The organism is Streptomyces sp. NPDC093801 (genome assembly GCF_040701585.1).
GTDB lineage: Bacteria > Actinomycetota > Actinomycetes > Streptomycetales > Streptomycetaceae > Streptomyces.
On the sequence record NZ_JBFBDP010000011.1, the window covers coordinates 45475 to 60292 of the forward strand.

Sequence of the window (14818 nt, forward strand, 5' to 3'; positions counted from 1 at the left end):
ACGATCTGCACGGCCTGGGCGGCGCGGGGGAAGTCGAGGCCACAGATGACGGTGGCGGTCTTGACGCGGCGGATCTCATCGCGGCCGTGTGCGGTGGCGCGGGTCTCGTCCGGCAGCGGCACGGAGCGGGCGGCGCTTCCGGCGGATCCCGGTATCACCGGCCAGCGATCAAGAACCTGATGTCGCGCGGTCGGCCGCGCACCGTCCGCTCGCGGCCCCCGTATCCGCTCCCGCGGCCGTCGCTGCCCGCCGGGATCTGCCGGGATCTGCCGGAAGGCCGGATACCGTCCCGGCCGTCATCAGAAGGCCTGAACGGCAGCGGCCTCACCCCGCCGGGGCAGCGGATTCACCGGAGCCCCATACGCCCTCCCTCCCCGGAGCCGCCGTCTGCGCCTTCGCGGCTGCCCGGGAGGACCGCCACGGGCGGACACCTCACGACCGGGCTGACGCGGACCGGCAGTCGTCCCCCTCGCCGATGGCCGCAACGATGCCGCGGGCCCATTCGGCGGGAGCCGGTGCCGCCAGGAGACCGGCGAGACGGGCCGTGTGCGCCCGGCCCTGCGTGGGGGTCATCGCCAGGGCGGCGCGCAGTTTCTCCACGAGGTCGTGCGGGGAGTGCGGGTCGGTGAGGAGGGCATGGCCCTTGAGGTAGTCGGCGGCACCGGCATAGCGCGAGAGGACCAGCACGCCCGACCCGCCGGTCGCCGCCTGGGCGGTGACGTACTCCTGAGCGGTGAGGTTCATGCCGTCGGCCAGGGACGTCACCCAGAAGACATCGGCCGCCAGGTAATGGTCGACGACCTCTTCGAAGGGCAGCGTCGTGGTGATGTACTCGACCGGTTCCCAGTCGTCCTTGCGCCAGTGCCCGTTCAGTTCGGCGATGGCCTCTTCGAGTTCCGCGCGGGTGGTGTCGTAGGCGTGGATCCCCTTCTCCGGCGGCGGGCACACGAGACGGAAGCGCGTTCGTCCGCGCAACGCCGGATACCTGTCCAGGATGTGTCCCAGGGCGTGGATCTTGTGCACGGGGGCTTTGGCGTAGTCGAGTCGCTCCACGGAGAGGATCACCCGGTCCTCCCCGCCGTCCGTCCCGGTCGCGGCAGCAGCCCGGGTCCGGGCTCGGGCTCGGGATCGGGCGAGGGAGGCGACGGCCTCGCGGTCGATGCCCAGGGGGTGCACGCCGGTGCGGGGCATGCGGGCGGCGCCGGCCAGCAGGCTGCGGAAGTTCCCGGCGAACCCTGCGGTGTGGAAGCCGGCCCAGTCAAGCTGTGCGAGGGAGGCGCACAGCTGCTCGGCCTCGGGGAGCCGCCGGAACGTCGGCGGGTCGGGGAACGGAGTGTGGTGGAACAGGCCGACCGTCAGATCGGGTCGGTGCCGTCTGAGCAGAGCGGGGACCAGCCACAGGTTGTAGTCGTGCAGCCACACGGTCCCGCCGTACTCGGCGTGGGCACTGACGTGCCGCGCGAAAGCTGCGTTGACAGCTTCGTAGTCCGCCCAGGCGGCCGGGTCGTGGCGGATGAGGTGCGCCTGGGAGGTCAGGGCCGGCCACAGAGTCTCCTTGCAGGCGCGGTGGAAGTAGCCGGCCCACTGGCCGGCCGGCAGCGGAAGCAGCCTCAGGGGCAGTCCCGGCGGGATCGTGGCAGCCGTGGCCGCGTCCTCGGTGGTGGCGGCGGCCCATACGGCGTCCAGCTCACCGGTGCCGGCCCCCAGCGCGGACACCAGGGTCGGCAGGATCCCGTTGGGGCTCGCCGGCGGCAGCCAGCGGCCTTCGTACCGCTGCCACGGCGGGCGGTGGTACCCGATCACCACGCGTCTGGGCGAGCGCACCCAGCCGAGCCGTTCCAGCGCGTCCAGCACGGCCGCGGCGCCCTCCAGTGCCGGGCGGTGGACAAGCGGGTCGCCGGCCACCTGCGCGACCAGTGCCGGTTCGGCGTTGCCGACGACGACTCCGTGCGCGCCGAGCCGAAAGAGCGACAGGTCGTTGAGCGAGTCCCCGGCCACGAGCAGGTCCGCCTGCGGCCAGTGGAGGCGGCGCATGAGTTCTTGCAGGGCCGGACCCTTGCCCGCACGCGGCGGAAGCACGTCGAAGTACAGCTCGGCGGAATGCGTCCAGGAACATCCCAGCGCCTTGACGGCCGCCGTGATCTCGTCCGACGGCTCGCCGGCGGCCAGGTAGTAGGAGCACCGGCCTTCCTGCGCGACGGCGTCCTGGTAGACGAGCTGCGGAAAGCGGCGCAGTGCCTGCCGGACTCGGCGCTCCCCCGGCCATCCGGTACGCAGCGCCGTCTCGAGCGGCTCGCAATGCGACATGTCCGTTGTGTCGATGACACTCGCCCCGACGTCCGCGATGATCCATTGCGGCCAGGGGACGAAGAGGTCCTCGGCGAGCAGGGACCGGACCGAGGCGAGGGAGCGGCCCGTCGCGTAGACGACGGTGACGTCGCGATGGCGGTCCAACGCGCGGCGCAGCCGGCGGCGGCTGTCCTCGTCGCCTCCGAGGAGCGTGCCGTCGAGGTCGCTGACCAGGACCTTCTTCACCGGAACGGCGTCGGTGGCGCACATGACGGAACCTTCCTGAGCGCCCCCCGGTTGGGAAGCTGCCGGGGGGTCACCAGGCGGGGTCGTGGGTCACCGGGTCGAGCACGGTCGTACCGGAACGCGAGGGTGGGGAGTGGAGGGAGCCGTCGGTGTTCCGCTCGGCCCGCAGCAATTCTTCCTGTATGGCCCGTACGGCCCGGCCCAGCCTGGCCGTATGGAAGTCCTGGCTCGCCAGGAGGTGGGCGACGGTCGCACGCGGCGCGTCGACGGCGCAGCCGAGCAGCTCGTCCACCAGACGGGCATGCTCCAGCACCAGGTCCGCGCCTCGTGCGTCCGGCCCCACTACGGGAACCGCTTCCGGGGCATGGGGAAGACTGAACGCGAACGAGACGTCTCCCGCGCCCCCGTCGACGTCGCACAGGCCCGGGTGCTCACCCTCGATCCGAGTGGCCGACGGCCTCCGCGTCACGGTGACGTGCACGTGCGTGTACGCGTGGCGGGGCCTGGTCCTGGAGCTGGGCCTGATGCGCTCGTTCCTCGGTATCACGGCAGTACCCCTTCCGGCGGACAGGCAGCCTCCCCAGGATTGCCTCCGGCCCCAGGCCCGGGCACCCGGGGCTCGGCCGTTGGAGTGACGTGGCCCCTGCTCCTCGCCTCCGGGCGCGCCCGGCCTCCCGGGACCACGCCGGCCCCGCAGGCGTCTGCTCCGGTGACGTCTCCGTTCCTGTGCGGCTACGAGGACGCGACCATCAGCGACTTCACCGACGTGTCGATCCGCGTCATCGCCGACGACGAGGTCATTGCCATCGGCGCCCCCACCGTTCCGGTCTGACCGGGCCCAGCGGGCCACGCCCGCCGAGCACGGGCCACAGCGTCTGATGGCGGCTGTGGTGAGGGTGCCCGTAGGCCACGGCCACGGCTCCGATTCCGGCTCCCGCCCAGGCCCAGGCCCAGGCTCCGGCTCCGGCCCTGGCTCTGGTCCCCCTGGCCCCCGGCTCCGGCTCGGACTCCGGTGCCCGGTTCTGGCGACGGGGCCGACCGCGGTCATTGGTCCTCGGCCCCCGGCCCCGGCCCCCGGTGGGCGCGTCACGGGCTTGCCGCAACCGGTCGCTTGCCGTGCCACGTCTCATGGACATGACCGCTGCCCCGTACCGCCGCACCGCACCGGACGTACCGTCATGGCCGCACTGCGCCGAAGCCCCGCCGGGCGGCGCCGGTTGCAGGGGCCGGCGGGTCGAGCCGTACGCCGTATGCCTGGCCCACCTCCCCGACGCCGAACGCGCCGCCCACCTCGCGGGACTCCGGCCCGGCGCCGACCTTGACCACCGCGGCACCCGCTTCACCGAAGGGCTGCTCAGGGAGCTCCTCACCGCGCTCACGGAGCCCTCCACGGCCGGGCCGCGCATCGGCCAGGCCCGTTTCGAGGAGGCGTTGTTCCACGGCGCCGTGCGCTTCGACCTGGTGCGGATCGACGGCGACGCCCTGTTCGACGGGGCCGAGATCGCCGGCAACGTCTCCTTCGACCGGGCCGAGATCGGCGGCCGCGCCCTCTTCCGGCAGGTGAGGATCGGCGGGGACGCCGGCTTCGAGCGGATGACGGTCCGCCGGCGTGCCGTGTTCGAGGGAGCGCAGGTTGGCGGCAGTGCCTCGTTCGAACGGATGCGCGTGGACGGCCGTGCCGTCTTCGACGGGCTGAGGACCGGGCGGGACGCGGATTTCAAGGGGCTGGAGGTCGGCGGCTTCCTCTCCCTCGACCGGGCCCGCATCGGCGGTGACGGCCACTTCGACCGGGCCAGGATCAACCTCGCCACCACGCTCCGCGGGCTGACGGCCAGCGGCCGGGTGTCGTTCGCCGGGGTGGCTTTCGAGGGCTCCGCACGGGTCGGCCCGCTGGTCTGCGCGGGGACGCTGGACCTGTCCGAGGCGGTGTTCGGGGCCGCCATGACGCTGGAGGCCGCCGCGCCAACGCTGTGGTGCCGGCGGACGCGGTGGACCTCCACGGCGGCGCTGCGGCTGCGGTACGCGGCCGTGGACCTCTGCGACGCGGTCGTCGAGAGCCCGCTGAGCATCACCGCCCGAGCCCGGCCGTTCGCCGTGGACGGCGGGGAAGTGGACGAACGGGGTTGGCCGGGCGGAGCCGGCCGCCCGGACCCTGGCGTGCGGATCATGTCGTTACGGGGAGTGGACGCCGCGCATCTGGTGCTGACCGGCGTGGACCTCACCGAGTGCCTGCTCGCCGGAACCGTCCACCTCGACCAGCTCCGGCTCGAAGGCAAGTACACCTTCGCCGCCGCCCCCGCCGGCCTGCGCCGACGGGGGATACGGCCCGCGCGATGGACCCCGCGCCGGACGCTGGCCGAGGAGCACCACTGGCGGGCCACCCGCGGCCGGGCAGCCGACGGCTGGACGCCCGCGCCGGCCGGGGAGGAGGTGCAGGAGGCTGCCGCACTGGCCCCGGTGTACCGGCAGCTGCGCAAGGCCTTCGAGGACGGCAAGCACGAACCGGGTGCCGCCGACTTCTACTACGGCGAGATGGAGATGCGCCGCCACGCAGGCGACATCCCCCGGTCCGAGCGGAGCCTGCTCACCGCGTACTGGGCGCTGTCCGGCTACGGGCAGCGGGCCTCGCGCGCCCTGGGCTGGCTCCTGGCGGCCATGACCGTCACCGTGCTGGCGATGATGCTGTGGGGCCTGCCGCAGAACGACCCGAAGCCGAGGACCACCGGCACGGTGGCCGGCCGCAGCATCACGATGACCACCGACGTACCCGGCCCGGCCAACCCGGACGGCCGCTACCGCGAACGCCTGACGACCGACCGGTTCGAGAAGTCCCTGCGGGTGGTCGTCAACTCGGTGGTCTTCCGCTCCTCCGGCCAGAACCTGACCACGGCCGGCACCTACACCGAGATGGCGTCCCGCCTCACCGAGCCGGCCCTCCTCGGACTCGCCGCCCTGGCCGTCCGCAGCCGCCTGAAGCGCTAGGCCGAGAACTCCTTCAGCCGGTTGACCTCTGCCGCGTGTTCGCTGAGTCGATGCCCGGTACCGCCCGAGGTGTAGAGGACCGTGCCCACCACGGCCGTCGGGAGCGAGAGCAACAGCAGGGCGAGGAGCCCCGCCCAGTCGCGTTCGGCGGCGCAGCGGGTGCCCTCGGCGTCGGCGTAGCCCTGGTAGGGGCGGCCCCGTTCGGCCTCCTTCGTGTAGAACACCCGGGACTGGCACTCCGCGTCGCGTCCCGTCACGGAGTAGGGCAGCAACAGCTGTGCGGCGATCCAGAGCCAGATGCCGGCGGAGGCGGCCAGCAGAGAGAATCCCCAGGCCTGCTTGCGCCGGGCGCGCTCGCGGAATGCGTTGTCGAAGACCAGCGCTTTCATGCGGCCGAAGGTAGCAGCCCGTTCGGCCGGAGGGTCCCGGCCACGGCCCGCGGGCCGCTCGCGGATCCAGGACGAAAGCATGTCCACCATGACAGGTCAGCGCCGTTTTTCGTAGGACGGAACGCACAGTTCGCGAGGCTTGTCCGATCCGTTCCCCGCCTCCCAGAATCTCCTTCGTGCGTCATCCGGAGACAGGGGGAATGGTGACGATCGATCACGACGCGGTGCTTCGGGCCCGTGTGCTGCTGCTGGGGTCCGGTCGGCAGAGCCGGGCCGAGCTGGTGGGCGCGTACCGGGTTCTGGCCGAGGCGAGTCCGAAGGCGTACGGGCCGAAGTTGGTGGACGCCCTGCTCTCGCTGGGCTACGAGAGCCGGGATCCGGAGGTGGACCTCGCGCTGGCCGCCGAGGCTTCCCGGGCGGCCCGCAGGATGGAGACCGACGCGCCCGACCGGGCGGAGCGGTTGCGACGGGCCCTGAACGCCCTCCAGGTTTCCTTGTTCGCACTCGGACGCAGGGCGGAAGGGCGCGCGGTCTGCGAGGAGTTGGCCGAAGCCGGCTGGGGCGGGCCGCTGGCGACCGTCCTGGCCGAGGAGGGGCGGTTCAGGGAGGCCGCGGAGCTCAACCGAGTGGCCGCCCGGAACGGAGTCCCGGAGCACTCCTTCTGGGACATGGTCCGGTGGGCGGCGAATCTGGAGGGTGCCGGGCTGCCCGATGCCGCAGCGGCCGTCTTCGGCGAGCTTCTGGAGGAGACCCGGCGCAGGACGGCCGAACAGCGGACCTCCCTGTCGATACTCACCTGGGAGTTGGTCCACTTCTCCCGGATGCGGGAGGCCGCCGGGGACGGGGCGGGTGCCGCGGCCGCCCGCCGCGAGGCCCTGGGCGTCCTGGAGGAGCTCGCGACGACCGGCGAGCCGAAGAACTGGAGCAGCATCCTCGGGTGGTGGAGCACGCTCTTCACCCTGTCGGGGCGGGCCGCCGAGCCCGCCGCGAGCCCCGGCTCCCCGATGCCGCCGTTCGGCACGGAGCACGGTTGGTCCGGCGACGCGCGGGGCCGCTTTCACGGCATGCTGCCCGGCCTCGAAGCGGAGGCGGCGGGACTGCGCGGGGCCGACCGGTTGCCGGAGCTGGTCGACGTCCTGCGCAGGATCGCCATCCGCGCGGTCGTCCGCCACGGCGACCACCACCACCTGTTCGAGGAGCGGCTCAGGCCGTACTTCGACGAGGGCGTGACCCTCGGCCGCCGCCTGCCCGACGACCCCGCACGCCTCGCCCGCGCCCTCACGGACCGGGCGATGTTCCTCGTCGCGGCGCGGACCTTCGAACCGGCGCACGCCGACTTCGCCGAAGCGGTCGCCCTGCTCCAGGACCGCTGACCGCGTCCACCTCGCCGTCCGGGTGCGAGAGCCCGAGGAGACGGCCTGGTGGGATGTCCGCGAGGTGCACCCCGACTCGGCCCTCGCGCGAGGTGCCGTACTCGTCGGACGTCCGGGTCTCGTCGTCCTCCAAGAGGCTCTCCCACCGTTCTGCGGTCGCCGGCCCGGGCAGACGATCGCCTGACTGCGGCCGCTGGCGCGCACGAACGGCCGAAGTCCGCTGAACCGGGGGCTAGCCCCCGACATCTTCACGGCTCGGCCTTGGTCTGGCTTCGCGCGGACGGGCGGCGTTCTCCCGCCCGCCTGTCCGCGCGAGCCTGCGGCCTGCCGGCTATCGGGGGATCACCACGCAGGGGATGTTCGGCGCGATGGGCGGTGGCGGGTCGCTGCCTCCGACGAGGAGGGCCAGGACGACGGCGATCGCCTCGTTGCGCAGGACCCGGGCAGCCTGGGCGAGCTTGAGCGGGTCCGGGGTCGGAAGGGACGGGGCCACACACTCGGGGTCGGTGCCGGTCCGGATGGGCACGGCCGCGCACACCGTCCCCAGGGCGTACTCATGAAGGTCGAGGAGCGGCTCGCCCGGGCGTGCGCGTTCGTAGCGGCGCACGGGCTCGCCGGTGGCCCGGTCCAGGGACGCCAGGGGCGGCAGGCCGTGGCGGACCAGGATGCGGTGGGCGGGCGAGAGGCCGATGCCGCAGCGGGCGGCCGGCCGCAGCGGCCCGATCCGGTGCTCGCGCCACGGCCGCAGTACCTGTTCCTCGACGGTGGCCGCAGTCCTGCGGGGCTGGTGGTGCGGGCGCCTGGAGCGGTCACTCATTCCGGCGACGCCGGGCTCTCGGTAGCGGGTGGCCCAGCGGGCCGCGGTGGTGTGGCTGACCTGGAAACGCTCGGCGGCCCGCCGCACGGGCCAGCCGTCATCGACGACACAGCGGGCCAGGCGAAGTCGCCCGGTCTCGGTCAGCGGGGCCTTGCGGCCTGGTCGCGATCGCGCAGAACTGCTTGAGACGTGCGAAGCATCGTTCGACCACGTTGTGGTCGCGGTGGATCTCCTTGTCGAAGGCGGGCAGCCGGCCGCCGAGGCGCCCTCGGCGCCGGTTGGCCGCTTGGTCGCGACACTCGGGGATCGTGACGGCGATACCTGACGCCGCAGCAGGTGCCGGATCGCCCTGCTGGAGTAGGCCTTGTCACCCAGACCCGCACCAGTGCCGTGCGCGGGCGGCCTTTGGCGATGCGTGGGATGCGGCTCCGTCGAGGACCTGGGCGCACGCGGTGGCGTCGTTGTCATGGCCGGGCATGAGCACGCTGGACAGGTGCAGGCCCCGGCGCCGGGCGGCTTGGCCCCGCGTCAAGAGCGGTGTTCCCCCACCGCACGTGCGGTCACCCGGTACGGAGCGGCCCAGCGCTGCGTCGGACCACCGCGCAGCGGTAGTCCCACGAGCCGGTCCCCGCCCCGTCTCCCGGCCCCCTCCGCCGCGTTGGGTACGCCCTGCTTGCTTTGTGGGTTCGCCCCGACCTAATATCGTCACCATGACGATAACAGCTCAGTGGTCTCCGCCCCCTGCACACATCGACTCCAGGAACCTCGAGCCCCTCCGCGGATCCGACGCGCTCAAGTACGCGGCCCGCACGCCCACCGTTCACCTCAATGTGCCGCCCCCGGCCGTTCCGGTCGGTCGGGTCCACGGCCACGTCGGTATCGACGGTGACCTCGGGACGGAGAAGTGAGCATGTTCGAAATGCCGGTGAATCCCTTCGAGCTCTCCGAAGAAGCGCTGAGCCGAATATCCGCCGATGACTCGTGGGCCCCGATCAAGTCGGAGATACCAGAGGTCGGCGCCAGGGTGATTCGCCATTTCCTCACTCCGGCCGAAGTGAAGGCATTCGCGGCCGAACTGGCTGCCCAGCGCTTTGCACCGGTGGGCCAGGACGGGGTTGCCGCCAACTATGCGGAGGGAGATCCGGTCGCGCATCTCCGCGCCACCGCCGACTCCGAAACCTTGGCGGCAGAGTTCTACCGCAGGCTGCGGACGTTCCTGTCGCCTGAAGTGGGCTCGGACGCTCCGACGGATTCAGACGGAAGAGCCTGGAAACCGGCGGCCGTCAATCCGCGCATGCGCTTCGTCACGTACGAACACGGCGGATTCATCGTCCCGCACTACGATTCGCCCTACTTTGCCCCCGACGGACGGCGAACCCTCCTGACGGTCGTCGTCTACCTGTCGTACGAGGCAGTGGGCGGAGAAACTCGGTTCATCGCCGATCAGCAGAACGATCTTCCCTTTGCGCAACGCGACTTCTCGGACTGGCCCCGGCTCGCGAAGCCTGAGGAAATATTGAGCGCCCACCACCCCGAACCGGGCGATGCGCTCCTCTTCTGGCATCGGACGCTCCACGACTCGGCCCCGCTTCTAGAGGGTACGAAAACAATTCTCAGAACCGACGTGCTCTACGAGCCCGTAGACGCGCCCTGAGCCGCAGCAAGGCAACCGTCCCGTCGCACAGGAGAGCCCACGCGGTATCCGCCCGGGCTGGTGACACCGAGTGGGCACCCAGGCCGGGCTTCACATTCGACGACGTGCCTGTGGTGCTCCGCCTCAAGGGATCGTGCGTACAGGGGCAGTAACCCGCACCCCACCTGGGGCGGAACATCTTTCCCCTGGGCACCAGTCGCACGCAGTCCCCCAAGCCCCACGCCTCGGCACAGTCGCCGCCCCCTGCCAACGGGGTTCACGGGAAGACCGGCGTCCTCGGCCGGCCGATGAAGGCCGGGCGGAGAGATCGAGGTCTCACCGACGGGGGATGCGGCGAGACCTCGAACCGCCACCGTAGCGGACAGCACCACATCGGGCTGTTCGCCCGTCCACCGCTGCCGGTCATGTTCTAATCCCCGGATGGCGAAGATCGAATCAGAGCTGATACGACGCTGGCTGAGCGGCTGGACCGTGGCCCGCTCCCTGCCCGAGGCCGAGCCGGTCGAGTCCGCCGGGGACGGCCTGCGGTCCCGGTGCGGCCAACCCGGCCGTGAGGTCGAGGTGTTCGCACTGCGCGCGGACGAGGAGCCCGAGTCCCTGGCACGGCTGGCGGCAGCCGTCGCCGCCGCGAGGCAGACCACCTGGCTCACGGTAGCCACGCTGCGCCCGCGCGCCGTCGAAGCCGTCGTCACCACGGCCGGACTGGAGCTGCTCCACCGGTCCGAGTGGTTCATGACGACCGATCTGACCGAGCACCCGCGGCACGCGCCCGCCGCGCCGTACGAGGGCGAGGTCCGAACGCAGGGACCGGTCACGGTCGTCTCCCTCCACGGCCCCTCCGGAGAGGTTGCGGCGCGCGGCGCCATCGCCGTGGTCGGCGCCGACGCGATCGCCGACCGCATCGAGACGGACCCGGCGCACCGCCGTCGCGGCCTGGGCCGTGCCCTGATGAGCGCACTGGCGGAAGCCGCCGTGGCCCAGGGCGCCCGTACCGGCCTCCTCATCGCCAGCGAGGAGGGCCAGCACCTCTACTCCTCCCTGGGCTGGCACCGTGAAGCCGACGTCCTGATCGCCCGGGGGCCGGTGGTTCTGCGCAACGGGTGACACCGGCTCGCGGTGCACGGGACCGACACGACGTCCATGGGCACGGCCGACATCCAGCGCCGGGCGAAGACGTTCCCCGGCTCCGACGGGCGCGGCCGTACGCCGGCACCGGATGGCCGCCACCACCGCCGACGAATCCGGGCGCACGGGTGTGGGCACGGGGGCGGGCGGCAGTCGCCGCCGGGTACGAGGGGGCCGTCGCTCGGCGTCGCCGATGCCCTCGCCGATCAGGCCCTGCCTCTCTCCGACGGCGCTTGCTCGGGTTGCCTCCTCGCCCGCCTCGGCGAGAACGCGCCGCCGTCGGCTCGCAGGATCAAGCAGCGGCCGAACGCCGGAGACCTGCCGGCCGCGCGGGCGTTCGCCGAGCGGCTGAGGGACCGGCGAGGACCGCTGTCCTGACGTGTGCCGGCTCCGGAGGCTCTCCCCATGCCTCAACCGGCAAGATCACGATCTGCGTCTGGAGTACTACGCGGTGAAGCCGACTCCCCGTTCGGCGAATATCCTCATCGCCTCGCCCAGGAATTCCACCATCCTGGGATGGTAGGAGTTGTGAAAGTCCCTCATGGCATCGTCTTCGGCATAGAAGAGTGCCATCCCGACGTACGCCTGCCTGCTGGGGGCGTAGAATCGGCAGGCTATGCCAAAATGCCGGCGGACGAGCTCCTGGATCTGGGGATCCCCAGGCAGGGACCCGTCCAGGCAGGCCGCGATCTCTCGGTAGAGAACGTCCCAGTCCTGGTGGACCTGAGGCCTGTCGACGTGCTCCCAGTTGTTGGTCTCGGCAAGGCTCTTCGCCTGCTCTTCGGCCAACGACCGACGGCACTCATCCTCGTACTGATTCTCCATGGCGCCAATTCTCTTGTCAGGCTGCATATCCAGGTGGGACAGTGACATAGGCCCACCGGATCAGCAAGCTATTTATTTCACCGGATCAGTCGAGGCACGGGGCGGGGGCGGAGCGGGCGGAGAAGGCGACGGGGCCGGGGCTGGCGGCCACAGCAGCCTGCATCACAGCCATGGCCACGCGCCCCGGCTGCAGTGGCCGCCCTGCGGTGCGCACAACGACGCTCGCCGAACTCCCCGCGACCTTGCCCCGCCTCGCCACCCACCTGAGGCTCCCCCGAGGGCTCATGCCCGCCCGCTCCGGCGGCGGACCGGAGAGGCCGTGCGGCTTGGTCCGAGTTGAAGCGGACGTGCCGGTCGAGGAGGACGGCCGGGTCACGGCGCCGGGCGAGGGCGGCGGCCTGGTCCGGGTTGACGTCCGGAGGTCATCGCTGCGGAGCCCGGCACCAGCACCCCCGCCGGCGCCGTCCGCGGAGGGCGGCCGCCTCGGCCGAGGGCGTCGGCCTGACGGCCGTGCTGGAGAAGTCCGTGCAGGACGCGTGGCCCTTCCGCCAGAGCGAACAGCGAACCCGGCACGGTCCGTTCCCTCCCCGCGGAGGAGGCCTCCGCGGGGAGGGAGGACGGCCGGCAGGACGAGACCGCGGCGATGCGCTCAGTTGGTCGTGTGCGTGGGGTAGACCTGGACGTCGGTGTAGGCGCCCTTGATCCCGCCCGCGCCCGCAGGCCACTTCAGGCTCACCGCATGGGTCTCGTTCGGCGGCGTCACCATGATGTCGGTCGGGTGCGCGAGGCCCGTGCCGCTGCCGTCGATGGTGTAGGCGAGATCGAAGACAGCGGCGTCGCCGGGCTTGAGAGTGGTGACGCGCGGCTGGGCCTGTCCCCGCTCGATGGGGTTCGACGTGTGGTCGGCGTCCTTGATGTCGACGCCCGCGAAGCCCGTCGCCGAGCAGGTGCCCGACCCTCGGTTGACCATCGTGATGTTGATCCTGCCGGAACTCTGGTCAGGCGCGGCGTTCGTAGCCTCCATGGCCAGGTCCTGCGTCTTGCAGAACGGGGTCTTGCCACCGCTCTCCGCCCCGCCGTTCACCGCACTGGGAGACGACGAGGATCCCTTCCCCGAGCCAGGCTTCGCGTTTCCCCCCTGCGCACCACCGGAGCCCGAACCGTGGCCCGAGGACGGCCCGCCGCCCGACGACGAGGACGACGAAGACGAGGGGTCCTTGGCTGCTGGGGCCTGCGCGGCATCCTCACCGTTGTTGCAAGCGGTAAGCGACAGAGCCGCGGCGAGGCCGAGAGCGGCGAGCACGGCGGTGCGGGACAGCTTCATGGTGATCCCCAGGCAGGTAGCGCATACAAACGGTCGGAACTCTTTGTATCCCGCATCGAGTTACAGACCCTTCGCCACTACGTCATCGTTCGGTCACGGACGGACATCGACGGCACGACCACAGGGGCGCGTGGGGGGAGCGCCGGGATCATCACAGAGCTTCCCGTGCCCTCTGAACCGGTGGTTTGGCCCTCAGAAATCGGTGGTGGATGCACCGATGTCCCTAGCGTGGGACACGCCGCCGCCCAGGGGGGCGGTGGCCTTCATGTGGAGGGAGCCAGCATGTCGTTCAAGAGCCGCATGTTCCAGAGCAGGCGAGCCCGCGTCGTCGCCTTGGCCGGTGCCGGGCTGTGTCTGGCGGCGACGGCGGGCGGTGTGGCCGTGGCGGCGGCTGCGGCGCCCGGAGGGGCGAACGCCGGGCACACGCAGGCAGCAGCGATCGTCAACGCCGACACGAGCATCGTGCGTTCCAAGGGCATCAGCTCGGTGACCAGTCCCTACGCCGGCCGGTTCTGCGTGAGGCTCGACCCGGTGGGACTGAACGTCAACGAGATCATCCCGATCGCGACGCTGACCACCGGGGGCTACCCCGGCCAGATCTACGTCCACCCGGGGGCGACCAGTGAGTGCGGCAACCGCGCCGACACGCTCCTGGTCGTCACCACCAACTCCCGGGACGAACCGGAGAACAAGCAGTTCTCCCTCATCATCCCCTGACCACCCCCGAGGCGGTCCGGCCTGCGCCGCCGCCCCCGTGACACACCTGCGCGGAGACGGCGGCCAGTCCGCGCTTCTCGCCGCGTGAACCGAGGCCCGGCAGAAGACTGCCGGGCCTCGGCCGCATGCGTCTGCGGCCGGGCCCATCCCTCCGCAGCCAAAGCGTCGGCGCGCACCCCACCCGTCGCAATCCAGTACCCGACCGGGCAGCACCCACGAGGCCGACCGTCCCCGCTCCGCTTCGCCGGGAACGGCGCCGACGCCGGAGGCGATGTCGCGGACGGTGAGAAGTCTCACGACGGGTTGCAGGCCCCACCCCTCGCCACCGGCAAAGCCGGCACAGGCCCGGCAGCCTGCCCCGCCGCCACGCCGGTCTGCGACGGCAGCAGAACGAACAGACCCGTAGTGCCGGTGAGGTCCAGGACCCGCAGGGCCTGCTGCGGGGCACCGCACAGCCGCAGCATCGCGCCCTCCGCGCAGGCGCGCCGGCGCAGCCGCAGGAGGGTGTTCAGGCCGCAGGAATCCATGAAGGTCACCGCCGACAGGTCCAGGGTGAGGTCCAGGCCGGGCAGGGTGAGGGCGTCGGTGGCCTCGGTGAGTTGGGGTCCGGTGTCCACATCGAGCTCGCCGGACACCGCCACCACAGCCCTGCCAGGACTGGGGGCGGTCACGGCGACGTCAAAGGCGGCAGGCATGGTCTGGTCCGCCGTTCGGGGATCGAGCCCATTACGGTCGGCTCCCCGGATCGGGGCGGAGGAGGCCGTCAAGCGCACGGCACCGGGCCGCGCACAGCCGGGCAAGACCACCCGAACCCTCCGTCAACCACACGAGGTGACCGGATGGCGGCACGGGGTCTCCCACCAGACCAGGCTGGTTGCCACCAGCGTATGCCCCATCCGGGGAGCCGCACCCCTGGTCAGGCTTTGATCCTTTCCCGGCCTTCAGCCCTCGCAGGCCACCCCGGCCGCGCCGTGCACCGGGGGCGCGGTCGCCCCGACCACCGCCGGAGCAGGTCTGCCCCTCTGCGGTGGAGGACTGCCCTCGCGGACATGTACGTACCCCGCCCGCGACGCCTAC

12 protein-coding genes and 3 pseudogenes are annotated in these 14818 nt (G+C 71.9%); 6 read left to right on the top strand and 9 right to left on the bottom strand.

What is annotated here, in order from left to right; translation table 11 throughout:
• Positions 1 to 432 precede the first annotated feature (432 nt).
• Complete coding sequence (locus tag AB0469_RS14555; protein ID WP_366451712.1) at positions 433 to 2559, bottom strand: trehalose-6-phosphate synthase; 2127 nt, start codon at positions 2557 to 2559, stop codon at positions 433 to 435.
• 46 nt (positions 2560 to 2605) lie between these two features.
• Complete coding sequence (locus tag AB0469_RS14560) at positions 2606 to 2848, bottom strand: hypothetical protein (RefSeq protein ID WP_366451713.1); 243 nt, start codon at positions 2846 to 2848, stop codon at positions 2606 to 2608.
• Positions 2849 to 3244: 396 nt separating this feature from the next.
• Between AB0469_RS14560 and AB0469_RS14565 the strand changes: the two genes are divergently transcribed.
• The gene (locus AB0469_RS14565; protein ID WP_366451714.1) at positions 3245 to 3367 is read left to right on the top strand and encodes a hypothetical protein; all 123 of its coding nucleotides are present in this window, start codon (positions 3245 to 3247) and stop codon (positions 3365 to 3367) included.
• 302 nt (positions 3368 to 3669) lie between these two features.
• On the top strand, positions 3670 to 5517 hold the full coding sequence (locus AB0469_RS14570; protein WP_366451715.1) for a pentapeptide repeat-containing protein: 1848 nt from the start codon (positions 3670 to 3672) through the stop codon (positions 5515 to 5517).
• Here the strand turns inward: AB0469_RS14570 and AB0469_RS14575 are convergent.
• Positions 5514 to 5906 carry a hypothetical protein gene (locus AB0469_RS14575; protein ID WP_366451716.1) on the bottom strand — a complete coding sequence of 131 codons (393 nt, stop codon included), beginning with the start codon at positions 5904 to 5906 and terminating at the stop codon, positions 5514 to 5516. The genes AB0469_RS14570 and AB0469_RS14575 overlap by 4 nt on opposite strands.
• Positions 5907 to 6106: 200 nt before the next feature.
• Here AB0469_RS14575 and AB0469_RS14580 point away from each other — a divergent pair, with 200 nt between their 5' ends.
• Positions 6107 to 7279 (top strand): hypothetical protein, encoded by a 1173-nt coding sequence (locus tag AB0469_RS14580; protein WP_366451717.1) that lies wholly within the window; start codon positions 6107 to 6109, stop codon positions 7277 to 7279.
• A gap of 331 nt (positions 7280 to 7610) precedes the next feature.
• Here AB0469_RS14580 and AB0469_RS14585 read toward each other — a convergent pair.
• From AB0469_RS14585 to AB0469_RS14595, 3 pseudogenes are all read right to left on the bottom strand, one after another.
• Positions 7611 to 7853, bottom strand: a pseudogene (locus AB0469_RS14585) (hypothetical protein); the annotation flags it as partial.
• A pseudogene (locus AB0469_RS14590) lies at positions 7854 to 8240 on the bottom strand (leucine zipper domain-containing protein); the annotation flags it as partial. It lies immediately after the preceding pseudogene.
• A gap of 13 nt (positions 8241 to 8253) precedes the next feature.
• Positions 8254 to 8601, bottom strand: a pseudogene (locus AB0469_RS14595) (transposase); the annotation flags it as partial.
• 405 nt (positions 8602 to 9006) lie between these two features.
• Here AB0469_RS14595 and AB0469_RS14600 point away from each other — a divergent pair.
• Together AB0469_RS14600 and AB0469_RS14605 are read left to right on the top strand one after the other, a co-directional pair.
• Positions 9007 to 9750: a 2OG-Fe(II) oxygenase gene (locus tag AB0469_RS14600; RefSeq protein WP_366451718.1), complete on the top strand. Its 744-nt coding sequence runs from the start codon at positions 9007 to 9009 to the stop codon at positions 9748 to 9750.
• Between the two features lie 420 nt (positions 9751 to 10170).
• A complete protein-coding gene (locus AB0469_RS14605; protein WP_366451720.1) occupies positions 10171 to 10854 on the top strand; it encodes a GNAT family N-acetyltransferase in 684 nt (227 codons plus the stop codon).
• A gap of 465 nt (positions 10855 to 11319) precedes the next feature.
• Here AB0469_RS14605 and AB0469_RS14610 read toward each other — a convergent pair whose 3' ends face one another.
• Entirely contained in the window at positions 11320 to 11700 is a 381-nt protein-coding gene (locus tag AB0469_RS14610) for a TipAS antibiotic-recognition domain-containing protein (protein ID WP_366451721.1), read from the bottom strand.
• Between the two features lie 649 nt (positions 11701 to 12349).
• Positions 12350 to 13024 (bottom strand): DUF4232 domain-containing protein, encoded by a 675-nt coding sequence (locus AB0469_RS14615; protein ID WP_366451722.1) that lies wholly within the window; start codon positions 13022 to 13024, stop codon positions 12350 to 12352.
• Between the two features lie 282 nt (positions 13025 to 13306).
• Here AB0469_RS14615 and AB0469_RS14620 point away from each other — a divergent pair, with 282 nt between their 5' ends.
• The gene (locus AB0469_RS14620) at positions 13307 to 13741 is read left to right on the top strand and encodes a hypothetical protein (protein ID WP_366451723.1); all 435 of its coding nucleotides are present in this window, start codon (positions 13307 to 13309) and stop codon (positions 13739 to 13741) included.
• Between the two features lie 293 nt (positions 13742 to 14034).
• Here the strand turns inward: AB0469_RS14620 and AB0469_RS14625 are convergent, their stop codons facing one another.
• On the bottom strand, positions 14035 to 14436 hold the full coding sequence (locus AB0469_RS14625) for an STAS domain-containing protein (protein WP_366451724.1): 402 nt from the start codon (positions 14434 to 14436) through the stop codon (positions 14035 to 14037).
• Positions 14437 to 14818: the final 382 nt, after the last annotated feature.

Coding starts and splice junctions, on each gene's coding strand:
- AB0469_RS14570 (WP_366451715.1), top strand. CDS start 3,670: ATGACCGCTGCCCCGTACCGCCGCACCGCACCGGACGTACCGTCATGG.
- AB0469_RS14625 (WP_366451724.1), bottom strand. CDS start 14,436: ATGCCTGCCGCCTTTGACGTCGCCGTGACCGCCCCCAGTCCTGGCAGG.
- AB0469_RS14615 (WP_366451722.1), bottom strand. CDS start 13,024: ATGAAGCTGTCCCGCACCGCCGTGCTCGCCGCTCTCGGCCTCGCCGCG.
- AB0469_RS14600 (WP_366451718.1), top strand. CDS start 9,007: ATGTTCGAAATGCCGGTGAATCCCTTCGAGCTCTCCGAAGAAGCGCTG.
- AB0469_RS14575 (WP_366451716.1), bottom strand. CDS start 5,906: ATGAAAGCGCTGGTCTTCGACAACGCATTCCGCGAGCGCGCCCGGCGC.
- AB0469_RS14610 (WP_366451721.1), bottom strand. CDS start 11,700: ATGGAGAATCAGTACGAGGATGAGTGCCGTCGGTCGTTGGCCGAAGAG.
- AB0469_RS14555 (WP_366451712.1), bottom strand. CDS start 2,559: ATGTGCGCCACCGACGCCGTTCCGGTGAAGAAGGTCCTGGTCAGCGAC.
- AB0469_RS14580 (WP_366451717.1), top strand. CDS start 6,107: ATGGTGACGATCGATCACGACGCGGTGCTTCGGGCCCGTGTGCTGCTG.
- AB0469_RS14620 (WP_366451723.1), top strand. CDS start 13,307: ATGTCGTTCAAGAGCCGCATGTTCCAGAGCAGGCGAGCCCGCGTCGTC.
- AB0469_RS14605 (WP_366451720.1), top strand. CDS start 10,171: ATGGCGAAGATCGAATCAGAGCTGATACGACGCTGGCTGAGCGGCTGG.